A 23,599-nucleotide genomic window follows, 5' to 3' on the forward strand; every position below is an offset into this window, starting at 1 on the left:
GAACACATGGGGCCGTCCGCTGCGGCGTGGGCCGAGACTGTCGGTGGCCGGTCCTACCGTGGTCGCAGTCGTCAACGAAGGGCAGGCATCATGAGCGTCTCCGACCAGGTCGTGACCGGTGAGCGGGCGGATCTGCTCGCCACGCTGCGGCGGCACCGCGGCTTCCTCCGACAGACCGTCGACGGGCTGACCGACGAGCAGGCGGCGCGGCGCAGCACGGTCAGCGAGCTCTGCCTCGGCGGCCTGATCAAGCACGTGGCGACCACCGAGGAGCGCTGGATGCTCTTCGCCGTCGGCGGCACCGAGGCCATGCAGAGCGCGCCAATCGACTGGGTCGGCCAGTTCCACATGCAGGAGGGCGAGACGCTCGCCGGACTCCTCGACGAGTTCGACCGGGTGGCCCGGGTGACGGACGAACTGGTCGCCACCCTCGACCTCGACGCCGCGCATCCGCTGCCGAGCGCGCCCTGGTTCGAGCCGGGCGCGAGCTGGTCGGTGCGCCGGGTGCTGCTGCACCTGATCGCGGAGACCGCCCAGCACGCCGGGCACGCGGACATCCTCCGCGAGTCGATCGACGGGGCGAAGACCATGGGCTGAGCCGGGCCACCCGCCGGCTCCCCGACGCGGTGATCGAGCTCACCCGCGCGATCCCGGGCGTACGCAGGGTTCCGATGTGACGTCACGTCGAGCGGCGGCGCTGAGGAACACGAGATGAACGCACACCGCATGGACCAGAAGACCGTCGAGCGACTGCTCGTCGGTCCCATCGCCGACCCGCCGGATGGTCCGGAGGCGCTCGTCCGACTCCTCACCGCCGTCCGGGCCGCCCCGCGCCCGCGCGAGCTGGCCGGCGAGCGGGCCGCCCTGGAGGCGTTCCGGACGGCCCGGGCCGGTTCGGTTCCGGTCCCGGCCGCCCGCCCCGAGCGGCGGATCCTCGCCGGGCTGCTCAGCGCGAAGGTCGCCCTCGCGGCCCTGTTGGCCGCCACCGGCGGCGTGGCGCTGGCCGCGGCCACCGGCACCCTGCCCGGATCCGTGGGTGGCGCCGGCGACAGCACGACGCCACCGAGCGCAAGCGCCGATGGCCGCCCCACGCCGACCGGCGGCCCCAGCGTCTCGCCCACCGCGGACGCCGGCCCGTCCGACCCGCCCACCGGCTCACCCGCCCTGGTCGGGCTCTGCACCGCCTACCGGGCGGCGGAGAACGGCAACCGCCAGCGGGAGTTGGAGAGTCCCCGCTTCGCCGAGCTGGTCTCGGCCGCCGGTGGACGGGAGCGGGTGCAGGACTGGTGCGACCGGCTGCTCGCCGGCCGGGACGGGCCGCGCGGGACGGCCACCAGCGGGACGGACCGCCCGGGCGGCGGCCCGACCGGCAGGACCACCGGCCGGCCGGACCGCGCAACGTCCACACCGGAAGGTCCCGGGAACCCGGCCGGGCGCGCCACCGGCCCCTCGGCGAAGCCACCGGCCCCGACCGGCCCGACCACACCCTGAACCCGGCCACCCGCGGGCCCCAGGCACCGGCCGCTGCGGCGCCGGCGATCGGGACGGGCGGAGCTGATAGCTTGCCCGGATGAGCCTGCGGCGTCGACGGCTGGCGGTCACCTTCCGGGTGGCCATCGTAGTCAGTGTGCTGGCCGGGATCGTGCTCACCGCGCTCGGCCCGGCCACGGTGACCGGCCTGCTGCCGTACTTCACCATCCAGAGCAACCTGGCCGTCGGGCTCTTCGCCGGCTACGCCGCCTGGCGGGCCTGGCGGGACCGCCCCGAGCCGCCCTCGGCGCTCAAGGGCGCGGTCACCCTCTACATCACCATCACCGGCGTGGTCTACCACCTGGTGCTGGCGAACCCGGCCAGCCCGTTCGCGGTGGTCCAGCCGGACCGCGCGCTCGGCGAGGCGTGGGGCAACCACTTCCTGCACACCATCGTGCCGCTGCTCGCCATCGCGGACTGGGCGCTGTTCGACCGGCGCGGCCGGCTGCGCCCGCGGTACGCGGCCTGGTGGCTCGCCTTCCCGCTGGCGTACCTCGGGTTCGCCCTGGTGCGCGGGCTGATCGTGCACCGCTACCCGTACCCGTTCATCGACGCCGGGCAGCTCGGCTACGACGGTGTCGGGGTCAGCTCGCTCTTCTTCGCGGTCGCTTTCTGGCTGCTCGGTCTGCTCTTCGTCGGCGTCGACCGAGGACTGGCGCGGCGCGGCGCGACCCGCCCGGCGACCGTCGACGAGGATCCCGCGCCGGTGGCCGCCGCACCCGGTCCGGACGCCGCGCCCGCCGCCCGGACCGAGCCGGCGGAGACGGCCGCCGGGCACCGGTGACCGTCGCCCTCACCGTCGCCGTCGCGGGCTGACGGACCGCTCAGCGCATCCGGGGTCGGCGGCCGGGGGCCCGGTCCCGCCCGTAGGCGTCGGCACACCCCCAGCGGCCCGGCACGTCGAGCAGCTCGATCCCGCCGAACCCCGCCGGCAAAGCCGGGTTGACCAGCAGGTTGTCCTCGCACGGGCGCAGCCCGAGGACGGTGCTGAGGAGCATCAGCAGCGCCCCGGACGACCACGACTGCGGCCGACCGGCGGCGGGCAGCTGGACCGGGTACTTCGTGACCGGGCGCGGATAGCCGGCGATCACCTCGGGCAGCGACCCGCCGAGCGTCTCCGCCACCGCGACGATGCCGGCCGCGATCCGGGCCGCCTCGACGTCGAACCCGTAGCGGCGCAGGCCCGTCGCGATCAGCGCGTTGTCCGCCGGCCACACCGCGCCGAGGTGCGCGCCGACCGGGTTGTACGGGCGCTGCCCGGCGGCGTACGTCCGCACGCCCCAGCCGTTGAACAGTTCCGGGCCGGACAGGTGGGCGGCCAGCGCGCCGGCGCGTTCCGGCTCCACGATCCCGCTCCAGAGCAGGTGGCCGAGGTTCGAGGTGAGCGCGTCGACCGAAGTGCCGTCCGGCTCCAGCGCCAGCGCGTAGTACTCCCGCTGGGGCAGCCAGAAGTCCCGGTTGAAGCGCTGCCGCAGCCGCGCGGCCTCGGCCTCCAGCCGGTCGGCGTACGCCGGGTCGTCCCAGAACTCCCGGGCGAGGCGGGCCCCCCGGATCTTCGCGTCGTACGCGTACCCCTGGAGTTCGCAGGTGGCGCGGGGGAAGGCGGGCTGCCGCCCGTGCCGGTCCACGATTGCCTCGGGCGAGTTCCGCCAGACCTGGTTGACCAGCCCGTTGCGGGTGTTGCGCCGCTGATAGCGCAGGTAACCGTCGCCGCACGCGTCGCCGTAGTCGTCGATCCAGTCCAGCGCCATCCGGGCCGGGTGGCGCAGCTCCCGGACCAGCGCGGCGTCCCCGCTCCAGCGCTCGTACTCGTCGAGCAGGATGACGAAGAGCGGGGTGGTGTCCGCCGCGCCGTAGTAGAGCGCGGTCGGCTGCTCGTCGAAGGCGGCCGCCTCGCCGTACCGCAGCTCGACGAGGATCTTGCCCGGCTCCTCGTCGTGGTAGTCGTCGAGCTGGCCGCCCTGCAGCAGGGCGAGCAGCCGCAGCGTGGCGGGGCTCAGCTCCGGGGTGAACGGCAGCGTCTCCAGGCAGGTGATCATCGCGTCCCGGCCGTAGAGCGCCATCGCCCAGGGCAGGCCGCCCACCGGCACCCGCTCGGTGTACGCCAGCGGCTCGTACCGCAGCACCGCCAGGTCGGTCAGCGCGCACTCGTACGCCGACATCAGGGAGTCGCGGTCGGCGACGAGCTGCGGCGCCCGGTCGAGCCACCCCGCCAGGTCCCCATGCGTCCCGTGCCGCATCTCGCGCCGATGCGAATCCAGGCTGGCCCGCAGGTCCCGCCCGCCCGCCCCGGCGAGCACCGTGCCGACGTGCAGGTCGGTGCTCCACTGGCCGTTGGCCTCGACCCGGATCCGGAAGGTCATCCCGCCCTGGTCGACGCTTGCGGGCGCGGTGCTGGACACGACGGTCTCCCGGGTGAACCGCTCCCGCTGGTAGCGCAGCCGCACCTCGCCGCGGGCGGAGTCGGCGGTGGTCGTGATCCGGCGGGGCGCCGGATTGCGGATCTCGGCGGTGTCGGCGAAGTCGCTGCCGATCTCCAGCCGGAGGACGAACTCGGCGGGTTCCGCCGAGTGGTTGAGCACGGTGATCCGCTCGTGGAAGCTGTCGTCGATGGACCGGTGCCGGATCACCGACACGTCGGCGTCGATGTAGTGACTGGCGGTGCCGGGCACCAGTACGAACCGGGTCTCGAAGTAGGCCAGTTCGTCCCGGGACAGGGCGTGCATCCGCTGCCCGTCGAGGGTCAGCACCCAACGGGACAGGAAACGGGTGTCGAAGGAGAAGAGCCCGATCGGGGCGTGCGGGTCCACCTCAATGTCGCCCTGCGAGTCGCTGACCGCGAAGGAGTTGCCGGCGATGACGTGCACCAGCTCCTGCTTCATGCCGCAGCACCCCGCCCGCAGGCCGCCTCGCGCGGCTGCCGGGCGCCGGGCGGCCCCGGGAAGAGCCGGCGCAGCGTCATGAACAACCGCAAGTTCCCCTGCACGGTGAGGTCGTTGCGCAGCAGCGCCGCCGCCAGGTGGAGCTGGCCGGCGACCAGCCGGTCGAAGACCCCGCGGTCGGCACGGACGATCAGCTCGGCCTCGTCGGCGGAGCGGACCACCTCGACGTTCTGGTGGTCGATGATCACGTACCAGTGCTCGGTCTGCCCGCCGTCGTGCAGGTCGAGGCGGAGCGTGCCGGCGGTGGTCTCCGGCAGCTCGGGATGCCGGCCCGCCACCCGCCGTTCCAGGTGCTCCTCCGCCGCGGCGCCCATCGGTCCCCCTCCCGTCCCCGGTCGTCCCCGCAGGATCCCCGGCGGCGGGGTGAGTTCAACTCACCCGATCCGGGTGAGTGGAGCCGCCCGGGCAGACCGCGCGGAGCTGGACCGCCCGGGCCCGCGGTCAACCCCGCTCGATGAGCCCGCGCACGTAGGCGGCCTGACCGACGTGCTGGAGGTCGTCCTCCAGCAGGCTGACCAGCCGGACGCCGACAGTCACCGGCGGGTCCCAGTTCTCGTCCACCACCCGGTCCAGGTCCGCCGGACGCAGCCCACGCAGGTACGCCGCCGTCCGCTCGGCCACCGCCCGGTGGTAGTCGACCAGCGCCCGTCCGCTCTCCGGGCGAACGGCGAGGACCTGCTCCGGCGTGTACCCGAAGCCGGTGTCGTTCGGGTCGGCGGTCAACCCGCACCGGCTCGCCCAGTCCCCGGAGACCCAGACCTGTTCCTCGCCGAGCAGGTCGGCCACGCCGCTGTCCTGGACCCGGGTCAGATGCCAGACCAGCCAGCCCACCGTGCTGGCCCCCGGCGCCGGAGGCTGCCGTAGCTGTTCGGGACCGAGCCCCTCGACCGCCGAGCCGACCAGGTCGGGCAGCCGGCCGTACGCCTCGGCCAGCAGGTCGTTCACGTCCACGGTCCACTCTCCTCCACCTCGGTGCCGTCTGGGCAGTACCGCCGACGGGGGCGGACAAACCTCACCTCTAGGGTGAGCGATGTGGTCGCGGCGCTGGAGCTGTATCTCGACACCGACGCCACCCGGCGGATCCGGGTGCTGTGGGACGCGTTGGAGTCCGAGGGCGTGCAGAGCATGCGGTCGCTGCTGGAGCAGCGGCACCGCCCGCACGTCTCGCTCGCCGTCGCCGCCCGCTTCGACCCGGGCCAGGTCGCCGACGCCCTCGCCGGGATGATGGTGGCCGCGCCGCTGCGGCTGGAGTTCCAGCACGCCGGCCAGTTCGTCGGCCGGGTGCTCTGGCTCGGGCCGACGCCCACCGCCGAACTGCTCGCCCACCACGCCCAGGTGCACCACCGGCTGGCCAGCGCCGGCATCACCCTGGTCGAGCACTACCAGCCGGGCCGCTGGGTGCCGCACTGCACGCTCTCCATGCGGGTGCCGAACGCGCTGATGGCCGCGGCGGTGCGCCGCTGCCTGGAGGTGCTGCCGCTGACCGCCACGGTGGTCGGCGCGGCGATCACCGACCACGCCCGGGGCATCTCCCACCCGCTGCCCTGAGCGTCGACCGGCGCGCGGTCTTCGAGCTCCTCGCCGCCGCTTCACCCCGGTCGACGGTGGCACCCGGGTCGACCTCGTGCACGATCGGTTGGACGCGCACGGCCCCGGCTGGGAGGGGGTCCGGGACGCGGTGGCCAGCGACGGCGGCTGGCCGGCCGGTCTCCGGGAGTACGCCCGGGCGGTCTGACCTCCCGGGGCTCCGCGGCACCGTGGGACGGCACGAATGGCCGTTCCGGTGGAGCGGCATAGACTGGCGCCATGAGGAACCCCGCTTGACCCGCATCGCCGCGCCCCTCTCGGCGTACGGTCACATCTGCTGGGCCTACGACGACCCGACGGTGCTCGACTCCCGCGCGATGGCCTTCCTCGCCGCCGGTCTCGCGGCCGGCGAGCGGGTCTGGCTCGCGGCGCCCAGCACGCCCGGCTCGCTGACCCACCGCCTGGACGGCCTCCCCGGCCTCGCTGACGCGCTGGGCAGCGGGGCCGCCCGGATGGTCCCCACCGACGACGCCTACCGGTTCGACGAGGTCGTCGACCCGGAGACCCAGGTGCGGCACTATGCGGCTGCCACGGCGGACGCGCTCGCCAACGGCTATACCGGCTTCCGGGTGGTGGCCGAGGCGACCTCACTGGTCCGCACGCCCGCCCAGCGGGACGCGTTCACCCGGTACGAGCACCTGATCGACCGCTACATGCGCGCTCACCCGATGTCGGCCATCTGCGCCTACGACCGGCGGGAGCTGGGCGACCCGGCCATCGCCGAGCTGGCCTGCCTGCACCCCGAGACCAACGTCGACGTGCTGTTCCGCCTGTACGCCGCCGATCCGGACGAGGGCGCCGTCGCGCTCACCGGCGAGCTGGACCCGTCCAACCACCGGCTCTTCGCCGCCGCGCTGGACCGGGTCGACCCGCAGCCGGTCGACGGCCGGCTGGTGGTCGACGGGACCGGGCTCCGGTTCATCGACCACCGCTGCCTGATCCACCTGGGCGACCACGCCCGACGTCGCGGCGTCACCGCCGTCCTGCGCACCACCCGGCCGGCCGCGGCCCGCCTGGTCGAGCTGCTGGAGCTTTCCCACGTGCGGGTGGAGGTCGCGTGATGAGGACGGGTGCCGCCGCCGGTCACGTCGGCTACTACCACGAGGCCATCCTCTTCGACTCCGACGAGCACCTGCTCGCCGTGGTGCTGCCCTTCCTGCTCGGCGGCGTCGAGGCCGGCGAGCCGGCCGTCGTCGGCTTCGGCGGGCGCAACGCCGAGCTGGTCCGGCGGGCCCTGCCCGCCGGCTCCGGCGTGACGTTCCTGCCCGGCGGCGACGTCTACGCCCGGCCGACCGCCGCGATCCGCTCCTACCGCAAGCTGCTCACCTCGTACGTGGCCGACGGCGCCCAGCAGATCCGCATCGTCGGTGAGCTGCCCCCCGCCGCGCTCGGCTCGACGTGGGACTGGTGGGCCCGGTACGAGTCGGCCATCAACCACGCCTACGACGACTTCCCGCTCTGGAGCATGTGCGCGTACGACACCCGGGTCACCCCGGCCGGCGTGCTGGCGGACGTGGCGCGCACCCACCCCCGGGTCGCCCGGCCGGACGGCAGTCACGTCCCGACCGGCGTCTACACCGAGCCGACCAGCTACCTGGCCGAGCCGCGGCCGCTGCTGCCCGACCCGGTGCAGCGGACGGCGCCGGTGGTCGAGCTGACCGATCCGACGCCCGCGCAGGCCCGCGCCGCCGTCTACGCCGCCGACCGGGGGCAGCTCCCCGCCGACGACGTCGAGGACCTGGTGGTGGCGGTCAGCGAGATGGTGACCAACGCCCTGCGGCACGGTCTCCCACCGGCCCGGATACGGCTGTGGAGCGGCGCCGACCGCATCGTGGTCGCGGTGAGCGACGGCGGGGACGGGCCGAAGGACCCGTTCGCCGGCCTCCTCCCGGCGACCAACGGCTCCAGCGGCGGGCTGGGCCTGTGGATCTCCCACCAATCCTGCAACCACGTGGCGCTGCACCGCGGTCCGGACGGCTTCATGGTCCGGCTGACGGCCGGCAATCCGCACTTCCCGGCCTGACCCGGCGGACCCGCGGCGACCGGTCGTCCACCGCCACGCAACAACCGGTGGGCCGCGTCGACCGGTCACCCGTCGTCAGCCGGCGGCGGGTCAGGCGTCGGTGACGACGACGTGCAGGCGGCGGGGGCCGTGCACGCCCTCCACCCGGTTCAGTTCGATGTCGCTGGTGGCAGAGGGGCCGCTGATCCAGGTCAGTGGGCGGCCCGGGGTGAGCCGGGCGAGGGCCTCCGGCACGGTGGCCACCACCTGCTCGGGGCGGATCACGCAGACGTGCCGGTCGGGCAGGAGGCTGATGATCCGCCGGCCCTGGTCGGCTGCGGCGTCGAGGATGATCGTGCCGGTCTCGGCGACGGCGACCGCCGCCGCGGTGACCACGGCGTCCAGCTCGGCCAGCCGGTCGGCGGGCAGATCGTCGTCGACCACCACCTCCAACCCGCCGGGCCGCCAGCCGGCCGGCAGCCCGGGCGGCACCACGACCGCCGTGGCGCCCTCGGCGGCGAGGATGCCGGCGACCGTGTCGGCGACGGCGGCGCCGGTGGCCCGATGGACCTCGGCCCGGTAGTCCGTCAGCCGCTCGGCGAGCAGGTCGACCAGCTCCGGGTGGCCGGGGGGCAGCTCGCCCTGCCGGCGGTGGCCCGGCCGGTGGCGTACCGGCGTGGGTGGCGCGGCGGCCAGGGCGGACCGGAGCCGGGCCAGCACGGTGTCGCGGGCGGTCACGACCCGCTCCGCTGCGACCACCACTGCCGGAACGTCTGCGGCGGCGCGGCCGGAATGTCCCGGCTCGCGGTCCAGCCGTTCAGCGGCGGCGGCAGGGCCCGCCCGGCCACCCGGCCCAGCCCCGCGGCGCGCTGCGCGGCCGCGTACAGCCGGGGATGGTCCATCGTGTACGCCGCCGCGGCCATCGCGACCGCCTCGGCGCTCGGCGTCCGGTGCGCCGCACGTCGCTCGGCCACGTGCCGGGCGCGCAGGTGGACCAGGACGGACGGGATGTCGATCATCACGGGGCAGGCATCGAAGCAGGCCCCGCAGAGCGACGACGCGTACGGCAGGGAGGCGTTCTCCTCGACCCCGGTGAGCTGTGGGGAGAGCACCGCCCCGATCGGCCCCGGATAGACCGACCCGTACGCGTGCCCGCCGGTGCGCTCGTACACCGGGCAGACGTTGAGGCAGGCGGAGCAGCGGATGCAGTGCAGCGCCTGGCGACCCACCTCGTCGGCGAGCACCGCGCTGCGGCCGTTGTCCAGCAGCACCAGGTGCACCTGCTGCGGCCCGTCGCCCGGGGTGACCCCGGTCCACATCGAGGTGTACGGGTTCATCCGCTCCCCGGTCGACGCGCGGGGCAGCAGCTGCAGGAAGACCCCGAGGTCGGCCCAGGTGGGGATGACCTTCTCGATGCCCATCACGGTGATCAGGGTCTCCGGCAGGGTGAGGCACATCCGCCCGTTGCCCTCGGACTCGACCACCGCGAGGGTGCCGGTCTCGGCGACGGCGAAGTTCGCCCCGGAGACGGCCACCTTCGTGCTGAGGAAGGTCGCGCGCAGGTGCCGGCGGGCCGCGGCGGCCAGCGCAGCCGGCTCGTCGGTCAGCGCCGGGTCCACCCCGGGCATCTCGCGCAGGAAGACCTCGCGGATCTCGGCCCGGTTGCGGTGGATCGCCGGAACCAGGATGTGGCTGGGCCGGTCCCGTCCGAGCTGGACGATCAGCTCCGCCAGGTCGGTCTCGACCGGTTCGATCCCGGCGTCCTCCAGTGCCTCGTTGAGCCCGATCTCCTGGGTGGCCATCGACTTGACCTTCATCACCCGGTCGGCGCCGGTGGCCCGGACCAGGTCGGTGACGATCCGGTTCGCCTCGACCGCGTCGGTCGCCCAGTGCACGGTGCCGCCGGCCGCGGTGACCGCCGCCTCCAGCTGTTCGAGCAGCTCGGGCAGGCGGGCCATGGTGTCGCTCTTGATCGCCCGGCCGGCCGCCCGCAGCTCCGGCCAGTCGGGCACCTCGCCGATCACCGCCGCCGACTTGGCCCGGATGGTGCCGGTGGCGTGCCGCAGGTTGCGGCGGAGCTGGGCGTCGGCCAGGGCGCGGCGGGCGGCGACCGGAAACGGCTCGTCGCCACGCAGGTTGCCGACCCCCGCCGGGGCGGTCGCGGGCATGCCGAGGAACGTCTCCGTCATCGCCGTGCCCCCCTGCCTGTCGCCCGGACCGACCGGGCCACCCCCTCGGTGTTCCGGTCGGTCCGGTCGCCGTCCGGCCCCGCCTCGGTGCCGGCCAGGATCTCGGCCAGGTGCACGGTCCGTACCCCGGCGCGCAGCCGGGACAGCCCGCCGCCGATGTGCATCAGGCAGGAGGCGTCCCCGGCGGTGCAGACGTCGGCCCGGGTGGCCAGCACGTGGCGCATCTTGTCGGCCAGCATCGCCGTCGAGGTGTCCGCGTTTTTCACCGCGAAGGTGCCGCCGAAGCCGCAGCACTGCTCGGCCTCCGGCAACTCCACCAGGTCGAGGCCGCGGACCTCGCGCAGCAGCCGCAGCGGCCGGTCCCCCACCCGCAGCATCCGCAGCGAGTGGCAGGTCGGGTGATAGGTGACCCGGTGCGGGTAGTACGCGCCCACGTCGGTCACCCCGAGCACGTCCACGAGCAGCTCCGACAGCTCGTACGTGTGCCCGGCGACCTCCTCGGCACGGCTGGCCAGCCCCTCGTCGCCGGCCCGGCGGGCCACCATCGCGTGCTGGTGCCGCACCGAGCCGACGCACGAGCCGGACGGGGCGACCACCACGTCGTACGGGGCGAAGGTCCGCACGTGCCGGCGCACCAGCCGCAGCGCGTCGTCCGGGTAGCCGGTGTTGACGTGCATCTGCCCGCAGCAGGTCTGCTCCTCCGGAAAGACCACCTGGTGACCGAGGCGTTCCAGCAGCCGTACCGTCGCCTTGGCCGCCTCGGGGAAGAGGGTGTCGGCCAGGCACGTGACGAACAGGGCGATCCGCATGTCCAGCCCTTCCAGTTCGCGTCCCGGCGGCCCGTCGCGCGGCGGTGCACACGATCCGTCGAGTGTCCCTCAGAGACCGGGCGGGCGCCACCGGCTGCGGCGCGGCGATTAACCTCGGGTGGTGAGCCCGCGCCGAGGTCCCGGCCCGGCCCGGCCCTCGCTGGGGCGGGACCGCTCCTTCCTCACGTACTGGATCTCGCAGGCGGTCTCCGCGGCCGGCGACTCCTTCGCCTACCTGGCGGTGCCGCTGCTGGTGCTGCACGCGACCGGCTCGGTGGCCCGGATGGGCCTGCTCACCGCGGTGGCCGGGGTGGCGTCGGTCGGCGCGGGCGTGTTCGGCGGGGTGCTCGTCGACCGGTTCGACCGGCGCACCCTGATGATCGTCGGCGACCTGGTCCGGCTGGTGCTCTATGGGCTGATCCCGCTCGCCTGGCTCGCCGGCCCGCAGGTGTGGCTGCTCTTCGTGGTGCTGCCGGTCTGCGAGGCGGTCGGCATGGTCTGCCGGGTCGCCTCGGTGACCGCGGTGCGCAACCTGGTCGACCGGGAGCGCATCACGGAGGCCAACGGGCGGCTGCACGCGACGTACGCGGCGGCCGCGGTGGTCGGGCCGCTGCTCGCCGGCCTGGTGTCGGCCCGGTTCGGTCCCGCCGCCGCGATCGGCGTCAACGCGGGCAGCTTCGCGCTCTCCGCCGTCGGCCTCCGGCTGGTCCGACTCCGCCGGCCGGACCCGGACGCGGCCACCCCGCCCCGGGAGCGGCCGCTGGCCGAGTTCCTGGCCGGCGCGCGGTTCCTCTGGCGGCAGCCGGTGCTGCGGTCGCTGACCGCGCTGCTGGCGGTCTTCATCTTCCTGACGTTCGGCCTCACCGACGTGCTGATCTACCACGTCAAGCACGACCTGGGCGGCTCGGACCGGACCGTCGGCACGGTGCTCGGCCTGGCCACCCTCGGCACGGTCGCCGGGGCGCTGCTGGTGGCCCCGCTGCGCCGCCGGCTCGGCTTCGGCGCCACCTGGATCGGCGCGGTCGGCGTCAGCGGCGTCGCCGTCGCCGGACTAGGGCTGGCCGGCACCGTCCCGATCCTCACCGTGGTGGCCGCGGTCCACCTCTGCTGCGTCAGCGTGGGTGGCATCTGCTCGATGTCGCTGCGCCAGGAGATCACCCCCGATCACCTGCTGGGCCGGGTGACCTCCGCCTTCTGGAGCACGCACTTCTCGCTCGGGCCGGCCGGCGCCGCCCTGCTGACCTGGGCGGCCGGGCGATACGGCGCCGCCTCGGTCTGCCTGGTGGCGGGGGCGGGCTGCCTGCTGGTGGCCGTCGGCGGCTGCTGCGGCCCGGTCCGCCGGGCGGGATCGGCGCCGGTGGCCGGCGAGCGGGACCTGCGGCCGGTGCCGGGCTGAGCGTTACCAGCCGAACGGTCACGGCATCCCACCGGGACGGTGGTGGGGCACGCCGCCGGGCCGCTCCGGGGTGGCGGTACCGTTGCGCCTCATCATGCCCTGCGGGGCGGTCATCCGCCGGCCTGGCGCTGGCGAACCGACGGAGGATGGCGCATGTCCAACGGCGAGGACGCGTTCGCACCACAGGACGACGCGTCGGCCCGGCCGAGCTTCGAGCTCGCGCTGCGCGGCTACGACAAGCGGCAGGTGGACCGTTACGTCAAGCGGCTGGACGGCGAGGTGTCCACGCTGACCGCCGACCGGGACCGGGCGTACCGGCAGGTCCAGGAGCTGACCGTGCAGTTGCAGCGGGCGGAGACCGAGGCGACGGAGCTGCGGCAGCGCCCGGCGCAGGTGGACCGGGCCTCCTTCCGCGACCTGGGCCCGATGGTCGAGCAGATCCTCGACCTGGCCGAGAAGCAGGCCGGGGTGATCAGCGAGACCGCCGCGAAGCGTGCCGCCGAGCTCCATGTCCAAGCGGAGAAGGCGCTCAACGCGGCGCGGGAGCAGGCCGCCCGGGAGCTGCGGGAGCTGGACGAGGAGTTGGACGCCCGGCGCGCCGAGCAGGAGCAGGCGCACGAGGAGCGGCGGGCAGCCGCGCAGGCCGAACTCACCGCCACCCGCGAGCTGGCGGAGAAGCTGCGGACCGAGGGTCAGGCCGCCCACGAGCGTGCCCAGCAGGAGGCGAAGCGAATCGCCGAGCAGAGCAACCAGCAGGTCGAGCAGGCCCGCTCGGCCTCGGAGGCGCTGGTGAAGGCGGCCCGGACGCAGATCCAGCAGGAGGTGCAGGCGACCCGCGGCAAGGCCCAGCAGGAGCTGGCCCAGTGGCAGGCCAACATGGCCCGCGAGCTGGAGGAGCGGCGGGCCGCGGCCGAGCAGGAGCTGGCCGACCGGGCCACCGCGGCGGAGCGGGACATCGCCGCACTCGTCGCCGAGGCCCAGCAGTACGCCACCGAGGTCCGGGAACGCGCCGACGAGCAGACGAGCGCGCACCAGGAGCAGCTCACCACCGTGCAGCAGGAGCTCCAGCAGCGGCAGGAGGCGCTGGCCCAGCTCCAGGCCGAGCTGGAGACCGCCGGCCAGCAGCTCGACCGGTCCCGGCAGGAGATCGCCGCCATCGAGCAGGAGGGCGCCCAGCTGGAGGAGCGCCTGCTGGAGGTCCGCCGCGACCTGGCCGCCGAGACGAAGCGGCTGGAGGACGCGCGCCGGGCCGCCGACCTCGCCGAGCAGCACGCCAAGGAGGTACGCGCCCGGGTGCAGCGGGAGGCGAAGCGGGTGGCCGACCTGGCCGCCGCGGCGGTGATGGCGGCCGCCGCGGGCGGCGGGGAGACCGCCGAGTACCCGCAGGTGGGCGTCCGACCGGCCGCCGACCAGCCGCCCGCCCAGCCCGCTCCCGCCGAGCGGGTGCCCGGGCCGCGGGAGCCCTTCGACGCCTTCGCCGTGCGGACGCCCGTCGAGGAAACGACCGCCGAGCGGGCCGCCGAGGAGCCGGCCGAGCAGCCGGCCGCGGAGGTTCCGGCCACCGCCTGAGCCCGATGGTGTGACTGCTGCCGCCCGTACGGCTGAACCGCCACCCGAGCGCCGCGACCTGCCTGCGGCGCTCGGGTGAGACCGGTTCCCGGCCCTCACCGGCCCTCTAGCGGGGCACCGCGCCAACGACCGGTGCGGCCGGAACACCGGCGAGCGGCCCGGTCCGCTCGGCGAACCGCACGACCGTCGGCATGACCAGGCCCACCGCGACGAAGATGCCGCCGAGCAGCAGCCACCCGGGTACGCCCCAGGTGACGCAGAACAGGGCCAGGACCGAGGGCGCGACCACGTTCGCCAGGCCGGTGCCGAACCCGAAGAGCCCCGAGTACTGGCCCTGGGCGTGCGCGGGGGCGAGGCTGAACCGTAGTTCCATCGAGCCGGCGGAGTGCCAGAGTTCCCCGACGGTGTGGACGCAGATGCCGAGGACGATGACGGTGGTGGCGAGCCATCCGGGTAGCCCGGCCGCGGCGGCCATCGCCGCCATGCCGACGAGGAACGCCACGCCTGAGCGGCGCATCGCCCGGCCGGCTGAGGCGGTGTCGTCGACCCCTCGGCTCGCCCGCACCTGGAGCAGCACGACCAGCGCCGTGTTGACGAGCGCGGCCATGCCGATGAGCCAGCGGGGGGCGTCGGTGTACCCCACGATCCACAGTGGCAGGGCGAAGAGCAGCACCTGGTGGTGGACCGACATGACCCCGTCGAGCGCGGTCACCGCGACGTATCCGCGGTCCTTCAGCGCCGCCCACCGGCTGCCTTCGGCCGGCGCCGGCACCGGTGGCAGCGCCGGCAGCGCGGCGACGATCGCGGCGCAGGCCACGAAGCTGACCGCGTTGCCCAGCACCAGGGCCAGGTACGCCGACCGGGTGTCCAGCTGGAGGGCGAGACCGGCCACGACCGCGGCGCCGCTGCCGGCGAGGTTGGCCACCGAGCGGAGGTACGCCCGGTAGCGGGTGAGCTGCCGACCGCCGACGGCGCGTACCAGCGGCCCACGCGCCGCCGCGCCGGCCGCGCGGGCGAGTTCGCCGACGCAGAGCACGGCCACCAGGGGCCAGAACGAGTGCACGAACACCAGCGCCGCCATGGCTGTGCCCTGGACGCCGAGCATCAGCAGGTAGACCTCGCGTGGTCCACGCCGGTCGGCGACATGCCCGACCGGCACCCCGGCGAAGAGACCGGTCACGGCGGCTATGCCCATGCCCAGTCCGACCTGCGCCACGGACAGCCCGACCGAATGGGTGAAGAACAGCGCGGCGCTCACCATGAACACGCCGCTGCCGACCATGTTGACGAAGGTGGCCAGCGCGAGAACGCGCTGCGGTCGCGATTCGGGGATCAGCCCCCTGGAGACCAGCCAGGATCCCGTGTGCCTCGGCGCTTCGGCCGTGTCGTTCTCCGCGTTCCGCTCGTTCGTTTCCCTCTGCGCGGTCTCTGACAAGCCCTGTTCCTTCCCCGTCGGCAACGATCGCCGATACTGCCAACCGGGGTGGGTCCGGCGCATCGGTCCGACGGTGGATACCGGCGCGAAACCGACAATGCTAAAATTTCTTCAGCGATGAGCCGGGATGCGGATCAACGATTCCCCCGCACGCGAAATCCCCGCATCTTCCGCTGATGGGCCGCGGCTGCGTCGTGACGGCCCAGCGCCGCGGCCAGCTCACCGAGATACCCGGCCACCGGCCCGAGACTGAGCACGCCACTTCCCGCCCCGGCCAACTCGTCGGCGGCGGGCAGCAGTTCGGCGTACAGGTGCTCGATCGTGGCGCGGTCGTCGAGGGCGAGCGCCACGCGGGCGGCCAGACAGAGTCGCGCCTCGCGCAGCAGGTCGTGCGGCGGGTCGGGCTGCTCCCGTAGCGCGGTGGCGGCCGCGGCGCGGTGACCGGCGGCGAGCAGGATCAGCGGGCGCACCCACGGCTCGTACGGGCCCCAGTCCGCGCCCGCGTCGAGCGCCGGCCGCTCGTCGTCGCCGAGGGACAGCCGGAGGCCGAGCAGGGCGAGGGGCGGCAGCCCCCGGGCCATGCCCGGCATCCCGCTGCCGCCGAGCGTGGCGGCGGCGGCCCGATACGCGACCTCCGCCGCCGCGCGGTCCCCCTCGACGGCCGGGCGCAGGGCGGCGTACCACCGGGTGAAGACGCCGACGAGCGGCAGGTCGTACCGCTCGGCCAGCCGGTCGGCGGCGCGGGCGTGGCCGTCGGCGGCGGCCAGGTCGCCGAGCCCGCACCGCGCCTGCAGGCCGATGAGGTGCCCGAGCACCTCGAAGGTGACCAGCTGGTGCCGGGCGGCCAGGTCGACCAGCTCCGCGCCGAGGCGGGCGCGTTCGGGGGCGAGGCCGGTCCGCCGGAAGGTGTGCATGAAGCGGGCGTTGAGGGCGAAGGCCAGCAGCGCCGGGTCGTCGAGTCGCCGGGCGATCGCCTCCGCCTCGGCGGCAGCCCGGCGGCCACGGTCGGTGGTGGTGCCGCGCAGCTCCAGGGCCAGGGTGCTCAACAGCCGGCTGCGCTGGTCCGCCTGATCGGCGGGGAGCACCGCCAGGGTGCGTTCGGCGGCCTCGACGACCCGGCGGGAGAGGTCCTCGTCGTCGTTGCGGGTCCAGACTGCCGGCACGTCGAAAGCCGCCAGCACGGTCCCGGTCAGCACCGGATCGTCGATCCGCTCGACGGTGGCGACCGCCTCGGCCCGGAGCCGGCGGGTCTGCGCCAGGTGTCCGGTCACGGCCAGCGACCGGCCCAGCCCCATCACCGCGGCCAGCCGCCCGCGTACGTCCTGCCCGCCCGCCCGGTCGTGGGCGGCGACCGCCTGCTGCCAGAGGCGGGCCGCCTCGTGCGGGTTGTGGCGCCGTTCGGCCCGTTCGGCGGCGGCCGCGGCGTAGCGGGCGGCGCGCGGGGCGGTGGCGCGGCCGCCGGCCTGGGCGAAGTGGTGCGCCAGCGCGGCGACGTCGTCCGGGCGCAGCACTTCGATCGCCTCCCCGACCTCGGTGTGCCAGCGGGCCCGGCGCGGCGCGGACAGGTCCCCGTAGAGGGTGTCGCGGACCAGGATGTGGGTGAAGCGGGTGCCCGGCCCGGTCAGGAAGCCGGCCGGCACGGCCCGGTCGAGCGCGTCGAGCATGGCGTCCTCACCGGCGACGGCGGCGAGCACCTCCGGGTCGACGTCCCGGCCGATCACCGCGGCCTGCCGCAGCACGTTCCGGGTGGCCTCCGGCAGCTGTCCCAGGCGGTGCCGGATGACGTCCCGCACGCCGGCCGGGATCGCCGCCAGGGCCGCGTCGCCCTCGGCCGCGAGCAGCCTCGCCAGCTCCCGGACGAAGAACGGGTTGCCGCCGCTGCGCCGGTGGAGCAGCCGCACGGTCGGCGGGTCCAGCTCCCGCCCGGCGACGGCGCTCGCGACCTCCCCGGTCGCCGCCTCGGGCAGACCGCCGAGATAGACCCGGACGGGTTCGGTCCGGGCGAGCCGGGCCAGGGTCGCGGTGAGCTCCGGGGAGATCTCGGTGGCGCGGAACGTGCCGACGACGAACACCGGCCCGGTGACCGGCTCCGGGCCGCCCAGCAGGGCGGTCAGCAGGTCGAGGGTGTCCGCGTCGGCCCGGTGCAGGTCGTCGAGGATCACGAGCACCGGCCGCCGGCCGGCCGCCGCCGCAAGTCGGGCCGCGGCGGCCCGGTACAGCCGGAACCGGGCCACGGCGGGGTCCGCCGCCCCTGCGGCGTCCCCGGCAGAGGACGGTCCACCGGTCGCGCCTGTCGGCGCGTCCGGGCCGGATCCGGCGTCCGCTCCGGTTGCCGGCGAACCGGGATCGCGCGGCGACGAGCCGGCGGTCAGCGCGGCGGTGACCTGCCCCCACGCCCAGGCGACCGGCGCACCGTCGTACTCGGGGCTGCGGCCCCAGGCCGTGCTCCAGCCGGCGGCGGCCAACCGCTCGGTGAGCGCCTCGGCGAGCGCGGTCTTCCCGCCGCCCGCCTCCGCGGAGACCAGGGCGAGGCCCGGCCCGCCGCGCCGGGCCACCTCGTCGGCCGCTCGTACCAGGCCGGCCAGCTCCGCACCGCGCCCGACGAACGGGCGCCGCTCACCGGACACCGGCACCGGCGCCTCGCCGCCGGCAGGCGTCGGCACCGCAGCGCCGGCGGCCGGCCGCGCAGCCCAGGCGGGCGCCGACACCGCGGCGGCGGCAGGCGCGAGCGTCGGCGGCTCGCCTGGCGCGGGCGCGGTGACCGGCGTCGGGCGCAGGTGCGGCGCCTGGGCGAGGATGTCGGCCTCGAGCTGTCGCAGCCGCGGGCCCGGGTCCAACCCCAGCTCCCCCACCAGCGTCTCCCGGGCCCGGCGCAGCGCGGCCAGCGCGTCGCCCTGCCGGCCGGCACGGTAGAGGGCGACGGCCAGCAGGTGCCAGGCGTCCTCCCGCAGCGGCTGGGCGGTCGTGTGGGCGCGCAGGTCGGAGGCGGCCTCGGCGGCCCGGCCCAGCGCCAGCAGCGCCTCGGCCCGCCGCTCCACGGCCAGCATCCGCAGGTCGTCGAGCCGGTTGATCTCTCCCCGGGCCCAACCCTGGTCGGCGAACTCCGCGTACGCCGGCCCTCGCCACAGGGCGAGTGCCGCGTCCAGGCCGGCGAGGGCCGGTCCGGGGCGTCCCGCCGCCAGCAGCGCGCCCGCGTCGGCGACCGCCGTCTCGAACCGCCAGGCGTCGACGGCGTCGGGCGCGGCGGCCAGCGCGTACCCCGGCGGGGTGGTGACCAGCAGCCGGGCCGGCTGCCGCGGCGGCCGGTCGGGCTCCAGGGCGCGGCGCAGGTCGGCGACGAAGGTGCGGATGGCGGCCACCGCCCCCTCCGGCGGCTCGGCCCACAGGTCGCCGACGAGCCGATCGACCGGCACCACCCGTCCCCGGGCGACGAGCAGCCGGGCCAGCACGGCGCGCTGCCGGGTCCCCTTCAGCGGTACGGGGCCGCGCTCGCCGACCGCCTCCACCGGCCCCAGCACGCCGAACCGCACCGAGGTCTGGCTGGTCATGTCGCCCACTCTAGGCACCGCAGGGGTCGCCGCACCGGTGCGCCGGCCGGGCCACTCATCGGACGCTGATCCGCCGCTGATCCGCCCCGGGCAGGCTCGGCGCGTACCGGACATCCCAACAGAGAGGCCTACCGTGGATCCCAGGATCAGTGGGTTCGACTACCGACGCGTCACCGTCGCCGACGGGGTGTCCCTGAACGCCGCCGTCGGCGGCTCCGGCAGCCCGATCGTGCTGCTGCACGGCTTCCCGCAGACCCACCTCATGTGGCGGCACGTCGCCGCCGACCTCGCCGCCGACCACACCGTCATCTGCCCCGACCTGCGCGGCTACGGCGCCAGCGACAAGCCCGCGGACACCGACGGCACGGCGTACGCGAAGCGCACCATGGCCGCCGACGTCGTCGCGCTGGCCCGCGAGCTGGGGCACGACCGGTTCGCCCTCGCCGGGCACGACCGCGGCGCCCTGGTCGCGGTCCGCGCCGGCCTGGACCATCCCGGCGCGGTCACCCACCTCGCCTCACTCGACGTGCTGCCCACCCTCGACATGTGGGACGTCATGCACGGCACCAGCGCCGCCGTCGGGTTCCACCTCTACCTGATGGCGCAGCCGCCCGGCCTGCCGGAGCGGTTGATCGGGGCCAGCCCGGACGCCTTCTTCGGCCACTTCCTGGACGTCTGGGCGGGCGATCCGGAGGCGATCCCGGCCGACGTGCGGGCCGCCTACCTGCGGGCCTCCCGGGAGGCGGTCGTCTCCATCGTCGCCGACTACCGGGCGTCGGCCGGGATCGACGTCGAGCACGACCGGGCCGACCGCGGGGCCGGTAACCGGCTCCGCATGCCGGTGACCGTGCTCCAGCAGGACTGGGGGGCGGCGCTCGGCTTCGACGCCGCCGCCAGGTGGCGGGCGTGGGCGCCGGACCTGGTGCACCTGCCGGTCAGCTACGGCCACTTCATGGCCGAGGAGGCGCCCGCCGAGGTGGTGAAGGCGCTGCGCGCCCTGCTGGACCGGTGAGGAAGGTCTGCCACATCGTGGCGAGGCAGCAGGTCACCGCGATCACCAGGCCGACCACCTCCAGCAGGCTGCCGGCGAAGGTCACCCCGTGCCCCGGGTCGCCCAGTTGCGCACGGAAGTTCGGCGCCTGAAACCCGCAGCCCCACCGACCGTGGGGCTACGCCACCAGCAGGCGCCGGATGGCGTCGCCGATCACCGGGTCCACCGGGAACCGCGCCGCCAGCCAGGCCAGCGTGGTCCGGGCGGCCGCCCGGTTGGCCCGGTAGCCCGGCACCATCTCAGCCAGCGGCAGCGCCTCCGGGGGGTACGCCTGCTCCACCCGCCGGGTCGGGTCGAACGGGTCGCGCCGGTGCGCGGCGCCGGGCGAGGTGAGCCGCAGCAGCGCGAGCACCCGGTCCACCGCGTACGACTGGATGAACCGCGCCGCGGTGAGCCGTTCGCCGCGCAGCTCGCGGTGCAGGCCGACGTAGAGGTTGGTCAGCGCCTCGTTCAGGTGGAACTCGACCGTGTCGTAGGGCGTCGCCGGCCGTGGCGGGGGGCCGCACTCGGCCAGCCCGGCGGGCGTGTCGGGTCGCTGCCAGACCACCCGCGCGCCGCTGACCGGCAACCCGGCCAGCTCGTCCACGGTGAAGACCGCGTACTCGACGAAGACGCCGTCGGCGTACAGCGCCTTGCGGCCGTTGCGCTCGTTGGCGAAGCTGTACGCCACCGGGCAGGGCGCCGCCAGCCAGGCCACGGAGTCGACGTAGCGGGGCACCGCGCCGTCCGCGACGACGACGAAGAAGTCCAGGTCGGAGTGGGCGTCGAGCCGGTCGTGCTCGGCTCCGGCGGAGCCGAGGCCGAGCAGGGCGACGGCGTCCGGCCGGGTGGCGAGGTGGGCGGCGAGGTCGTCCAGACGTCGGAGCATCGGGTGCATGCCGTCGTCCCTTCTGGGAAGGGTCGACGTTTCAGCCCGCGCGGCCGGAGCGCCGCCGGGGTCGCGACACCGATGCCGTCATTGTGGCGGCCGCCGGGCGGGTGGGCCAGACCCACCGGTCGGCAAGCCCTACTGCTGGGCGTCGTCCGACTCCCCCGGGTGGCGCCACCGGGGTGGGAGACCGCACGGGCGCGGGCTCGTCTGCACGGAACCCACTCGACCCAGCGAAGGATCAGCCGCGGATCGCCCAGTCCGTGGGGCCGGGCGCGCACGCATTGTCGCGCCGGGCCCGCTGCCCGGCGCGACGGTGCGGATGGTTCCGCTACGGCTTGAGCACGACCTTGACGCAATCCTCCTGCTTGCTCTTGAAGATGTCGTAGCCCTGGGGCGTGTCGTCGAGCCGCATGGTGTGGGTGATGATGAAGCTCGGGTCGATCTCGCCCTTGCGGATCCGTTCCAGCAGCGGCCGCATGTAACGCTGCACGTGGGCCTGCCCGGACCGCATGGTCAGCGACCGGTTCATGAACGAGCCCATCGGGAACTTGTCGATGAAGCCGCCGTACGCGCCGACCGCCGAGATCGTGCCGCCGTTGCGGCAGGCCAGCACCGCTTCCCGCAGCGCGTGCGGCCGGTCGGTCTCCACCTTCGCCGCCTGCTTGGCCCGGTCGTACGCGTGCAGCGCCGCGGAGGCGTGGTGCCCCTCCATGCCGACGGCGTCGATGCAGCCGTCCGGCCCGCGTCCGGCGGTCATCTCCCGCAGCGCGTCCGGGACGTCGGACTCCTCGTAGTTGATGGTCTCCGCGCCGGTGTTCTCCCGGACCATCCGCAGCCGGTACGGGTACCGGTCGATGACGATGACCCGCTCCGCGCCGAGCAGGAACGCGCTGGCGGCGGCGAGCTGCCCGACCGGCCCGGCGCCCCAGATGGCGATGATGTCGCCGCGCTTGATGTCGCACATCTCGGCGGCCATGTAGCCGGTCGGCAGCACGTCCGACAGGAACAGCACCTGCTCGTCGGGCAGATCGTCCTCGATCTTGAGAGCGCCCACGTCGGCGAAGGGGACCCGGACGTACTGCGCCTGCCCCCCGGCGTAGCCCCCGAGCAGGTGGGAGTAGCCGAAGATGCCGGCCGGCGAGTGGCCCATCGCGGCCTCCGCGATCGCCGCGTTGGGATTGGAGTTCTCGCAGATCGAGTAGAGACCGCGCTGGCAGGAGATGCAGTCACCGCAGGCGATCGGGAAGCCCACCACCACCCGGTCACCGACGCTCAGCCCGTCCCGTACGCCCTGGCCGAGCTCGACGATCTCGCCCATGAACTCGTGCCCGAGGATGTCACCCTTCCTCATCGCCGGGATGAATCCGTTCAGCAGGTGCAGGTCGGATCCGCAGATCGCCGACGAGGTGATCCGCAGGATGGCGTCCCGCGGGTTGAGGATCTGCGGGTCGGGGACGTCCTCGACGGCCAGGCTGTTCGGCGCGATCCAGCAGTTGGCTTTCATCGGTTCCTCACCTCTCCGCCCCACGCATCGCCAGCGGTCGCGCCGGACGCTGTTTTGCCTGTTGCTGCACGCTGCTGCCGTTCGGGCTGGCGTCGGAGCGGACGATCTCGCCCGTCTCGATCACCTGCTTGAACCGCCGCAGGTCGTCGCAGACCTGCTGCTGGGGGTCCTCGCCGAAGAGCTTGGCGACCTTCGCCCCGAGCATCCCGCCCGGCGCCCGGTAACTGATCTGGACGCGCACCTCGGTGCCCCGCCCACCGGCGGCGCGCATGAACCGGACGGTCCCGGAGTTGGGCACCCGCGCGCCCGCCACCGAGCGCCAACTGATCAGCGCGTTCGGGCGGTCGTCGACGATCTCGGCGTCCCACTCCACCCTCTTCCCGGCCGGCGCCTTCGCGATCCACCGCGACCGCCGGCCGCTCGTCATCCGCACCGACTGCAGGTGGTACATGAAGCGCGGCAGGTTCTCGAAGTCGTGCCAGAACCGGTAGACGTCCTCGATGTTCCGGTTGACCGTCACCGCGGCGTGCACCTGGTTGCCGTCCGCGCGCCGGCGCCGCCGGGCGACCCGTACGGCGGTGTAGAGGTCGACCGCGGTGATCCCCGCGATCGCCCACGTCGTGTACGTCAGCCGCCGTCGCCGTTCCCCGCGCCGACCCTGCAGCGCCCGGCCACACGCGGCGAGGTCGATGGCATCGCCGGCGACCCGGGTCCACGCCCCCCAACCCGCCCGGCGTGGAATCAGCAGGGCCCCGGCGTGGCCCAGTTCCCGCACCCCGGCGATCCGCAGCACGGTCTGCGCCGTGCGGGAGTCGTCGACCCCGGACAGCCGGCTGACCCGAGATCGCGCGCCGAGGGCAGCGGTGCCCAGCCCGAGGCTGAACCAGCCCAGGAACCGGGCCAGCCCCTCGGACGGGCGGTCCTGACTCGCCCGTTCGATACCCAGGGCGTCGGTCACCGACCGCACCCCCATCGTGCCCTTTCGAGCCATCCTGCTCACTCCATTCCCCCATGGGTTGCTTCCGTCGGCCGTTGCCGAACGCCGGGCACGGCGCGCCGGACCCGCCCGCTGCAGGGGTCCGCCCGCGGCTCGTCGCGGCTGGTGGTGACGGGCGATATCGCCCGGTCGCGGCACCGGGGGACTTCGCCCCCCTCGCCATGGCCGG

The 23,599-nt window shown here is 74.9% G+C and carries 20 protein-coding genes; 9 read left to right on the forward strand and 11 right to left on the reverse strand.

Features of this window, described 5'->3' with window-relative positions:
* The first annotated feature begins 90 nt into the window (after positions 1-90).
* From GA0070613_RS29795 to GA0070613_RS29805, 3 genes are all read left to right on the forward strand, one after another.
* Entirely contained in the window at positions 91-597 is a 507-nt protein-coding gene (locus GA0070613_RS29795) for a DinB family protein (protein ID WP_089015319.1), read from the forward strand.
* 114 nt (positions 598-711) lie between these two features.
* Entirely contained in the window at positions 712-1,491 is a 780-nt protein-coding gene (locus GA0070613_RS29800) for a hypothetical protein (RefSeq protein ID WP_089015320.1), read from the forward strand.
* Positions 1,492-1,570: 79 nt separating this feature from the next.
* Complete coding sequence (locus tag GA0070613_RS29805) at positions 1,571-2,314, forward strand: Pr6Pr family membrane protein (protein ID WP_089015321.1); 744 nt, start codon at positions 1,571-1,573, stop codon at positions 2,312-2,314.
* Positions 2,315-2,354: 40 nt separating this feature from the next.
* Here GA0070613_RS29805 and GA0070613_RS29810 read toward each other — a convergent pair whose 3' ends face one another.
* The 3 genes from GA0070613_RS29810 to GA0070613_RS29820 form a co-directional block, all read right to left on the reverse strand.
* Entirely contained in the window at positions 2,355-4,412 is a 2,058-nt protein-coding gene (locus tag GA0070613_RS29810) for an amylo-alpha-1,6-glucosidase (protein WP_089015322.1), read from the reverse strand.
* On the reverse strand, positions 4,409-4,786 hold the full coding sequence (locus GA0070613_RS29815) for an SCP2 sterol-binding domain-containing protein (protein WP_089015323.1): 378 nt from the start codon (positions 4,784-4,786) through the stop codon (positions 4,409-4,411). The genes GA0070613_RS29810 and GA0070613_RS29815 overlap by 4 nt, the downstream gene beginning before the upstream one ends.
* Positions 4,787-4,913: 127 nt before the next feature.
* The gene (locus GA0070613_RS29820) at positions 4,914-5,423 is read right to left on the reverse strand and encodes a mycothiol transferase (RefSeq protein ID WP_089015324.1); all 510 of its coding nucleotides are present in this window, start codon (positions 5,421-5,423) and stop codon (positions 4,914-4,916) included.
* 81 nt (positions 5,424-5,504) lie between these two features.
* On the opposite strand from GA0070613_RS29820, the gene GA0070613_RS29825 reads away from it, so the two are divergent.
* From GA0070613_RS29825 to GA0070613_RS29840, 3 genes are all read left to right on the forward strand, one after another.
* A complete protein-coding gene (locus GA0070613_RS29825; protein WP_089015325.1) occupies positions 5,505-6,020 on the forward strand; it encodes a 2'-5' RNA ligase family protein in 516 nt (171 codons plus the stop codon).
* A 272-nt stretch (positions 6,021-6,292) separates the two neighbouring features.
* The gene (locus GA0070613_RS29835) at positions 6,293-7,120 is read left to right on the forward strand and encodes an MEDS domain-containing protein (protein ID WP_089015326.1); all 828 of its coding nucleotides are present in this window, start codon (positions 6,293-6,295) and stop codon (positions 7,118-7,120) included.
* Positions 7,120-8,082 (forward strand): sensor histidine kinase, encoded by a 963-nt coding sequence (locus GA0070613_RS29840; RefSeq protein WP_089015327.1) that lies wholly within the window; start codon positions 7,120-7,122, stop codon positions 8,080-8,082. The genes GA0070613_RS29835 and GA0070613_RS29840 overlap by 1 nt, the downstream gene beginning before the upstream one ends.
* A 90-nt stretch (positions 8,083-8,172) precedes the next feature.
* On the opposite strand, the gene GA0070613_RS29845 is transcribed toward GA0070613_RS29840, so the two are convergent.
* The 3 genes from GA0070613_RS29845 to GA0070613_RS29855 are packed head-to-tail and all read right to left on the reverse strand — an operon-like array spanning position 8,173 to position 11,059.
* Positions 8,173-8,799, reverse strand: a complete 627-nt coding sequence (locus GA0070613_RS29845) for a LutC/YkgG family protein (protein ID WP_089016282.1) — start codon at positions 8,797-8,799, stop codon at positions 8,173-8,175.
* Entirely contained in the window at positions 8,796-10,250 is a 1,455-nt protein-coding gene (locus tag GA0070613_RS29850) for a lactate utilization protein B (RefSeq protein ID WP_089015328.1), read from the reverse strand. Before GA0070613_RS29850 ends, GA0070613_RS29845 begins: the two co-directional genes overlap by 4 nt.
* Positions 10,247-11,059 carry a (Fe-S)-binding protein gene (locus GA0070613_RS29855; protein WP_089015329.1) on the reverse strand — a complete coding sequence of 271 codons (813 nt, stop codon included), beginning with the start codon at positions 11,057-11,059 and terminating at the stop codon, positions 10,247-10,249. Before GA0070613_RS29855 ends, GA0070613_RS29850 begins: the two co-directional genes overlap by 4 nt.
* Before the next feature lie 121 nt (positions 11,060-11,180).
* On the opposite strand from GA0070613_RS29855, the gene GA0070613_RS29860 reads away from it, so the two are divergent.
* Entirely contained in the window at positions 11,181-12,455 is a 1,275-nt protein-coding gene (locus GA0070613_RS29860; RefSeq protein ID WP_089016283.1) for an MFS transporter, read from the forward strand.
* Between the two features lie 153 nt (positions 12,456-12,608).
* Positions 12,609-14,024 (forward strand): coiled-coil domain-containing protein, encoded by a 1,416-nt coding sequence (locus tag GA0070613_RS29865; RefSeq protein ID WP_231929562.1) that lies wholly within the window; start codon positions 12,609-12,611, stop codon positions 14,022-14,024.
* 106 nt (positions 14,025-14,130) lie between these two features.
* Here the strand turns inward: GA0070613_RS29865 and GA0070613_RS29870 are convergent, their stop codons facing one another.
* Positions 14,131-15,459 (reverse strand): MFS transporter, encoded by a 1,329-nt coding sequence (locus GA0070613_RS29870; RefSeq protein WP_231929563.1) that lies wholly within the window; start codon positions 15,457-15,459, stop codon positions 14,131-14,133.
* Between the two features lie 134 nt (positions 15,460-15,593).
* Positions 15,594-19,007, reverse strand: a complete 3,414-nt coding sequence (locus GA0070613_RS29875) for a BTAD domain-containing putative transcriptional regulator (protein ID WP_089015331.1) — start codon at positions 19,005-19,007, stop codon at positions 15,594-15,596.
* A gap of 133 nt (positions 19,008-19,140) precedes the next feature.
* Between GA0070613_RS29875 and GA0070613_RS29880 the strand changes: the two genes are divergently transcribed.
* Complete coding sequence (locus GA0070613_RS29880; RefSeq protein ID WP_172875926.1) at positions 19,141-20,019, forward strand: alpha/beta fold hydrolase; 879 nt, start codon at positions 19,141-19,143, stop codon at positions 20,017-20,019.
* A gap of 157 nt (positions 20,020-20,176) precedes the next feature.
* Here the strand turns inward: GA0070613_RS29880 and GA0070613_RS29885 are convergent, their stop codons facing one another.
* The 3 genes from GA0070613_RS29885 to GA0070613_RS29895 all read right to left on the reverse strand — a co-directional run bounded on the left by GA0070613_RS29885 (position 20,177) and on the right by GA0070613_RS29895 (position 23,391).
* Entirely contained in the window at positions 20,177-20,926 is a 750-nt protein-coding gene (locus GA0070613_RS29885) for a hypothetical protein (protein WP_157746568.1), read from the reverse strand.
* A 331-nt stretch (positions 20,927-21,257) separates the two neighbouring features.
* The gene (locus GA0070613_RS29890; protein WP_089015334.1) at positions 21,258-22,433 is read right to left on the reverse strand and encodes a zinc-dependent alcohol dehydrogenase; all 1,176 of its coding nucleotides are present in this window, start codon (positions 22,431-22,433) and stop codon (positions 21,258-21,260) included.
* A gap of 7 nt (positions 22,434-22,440) precedes the next feature.
* On the reverse strand, positions 22,441-23,391 hold the full coding sequence (locus GA0070613_RS29895) for an SRPBCC family protein (protein WP_231929564.1): 951 nt from the start codon (positions 23,389-23,391) through the stop codon (positions 22,441-22,443).
* Positions 23,392-23,599 lie beyond the last annotated feature (208 nt).

The organism is Micromonospora inositola (genome assembly GCF_900090285.1).
Taxonomy (GTDB): domain Bacteria; phylum Actinomycetota; class Actinomycetes; order Mycobacteriales; family Micromonosporaceae; genus Micromonospora; species Micromonospora inositola.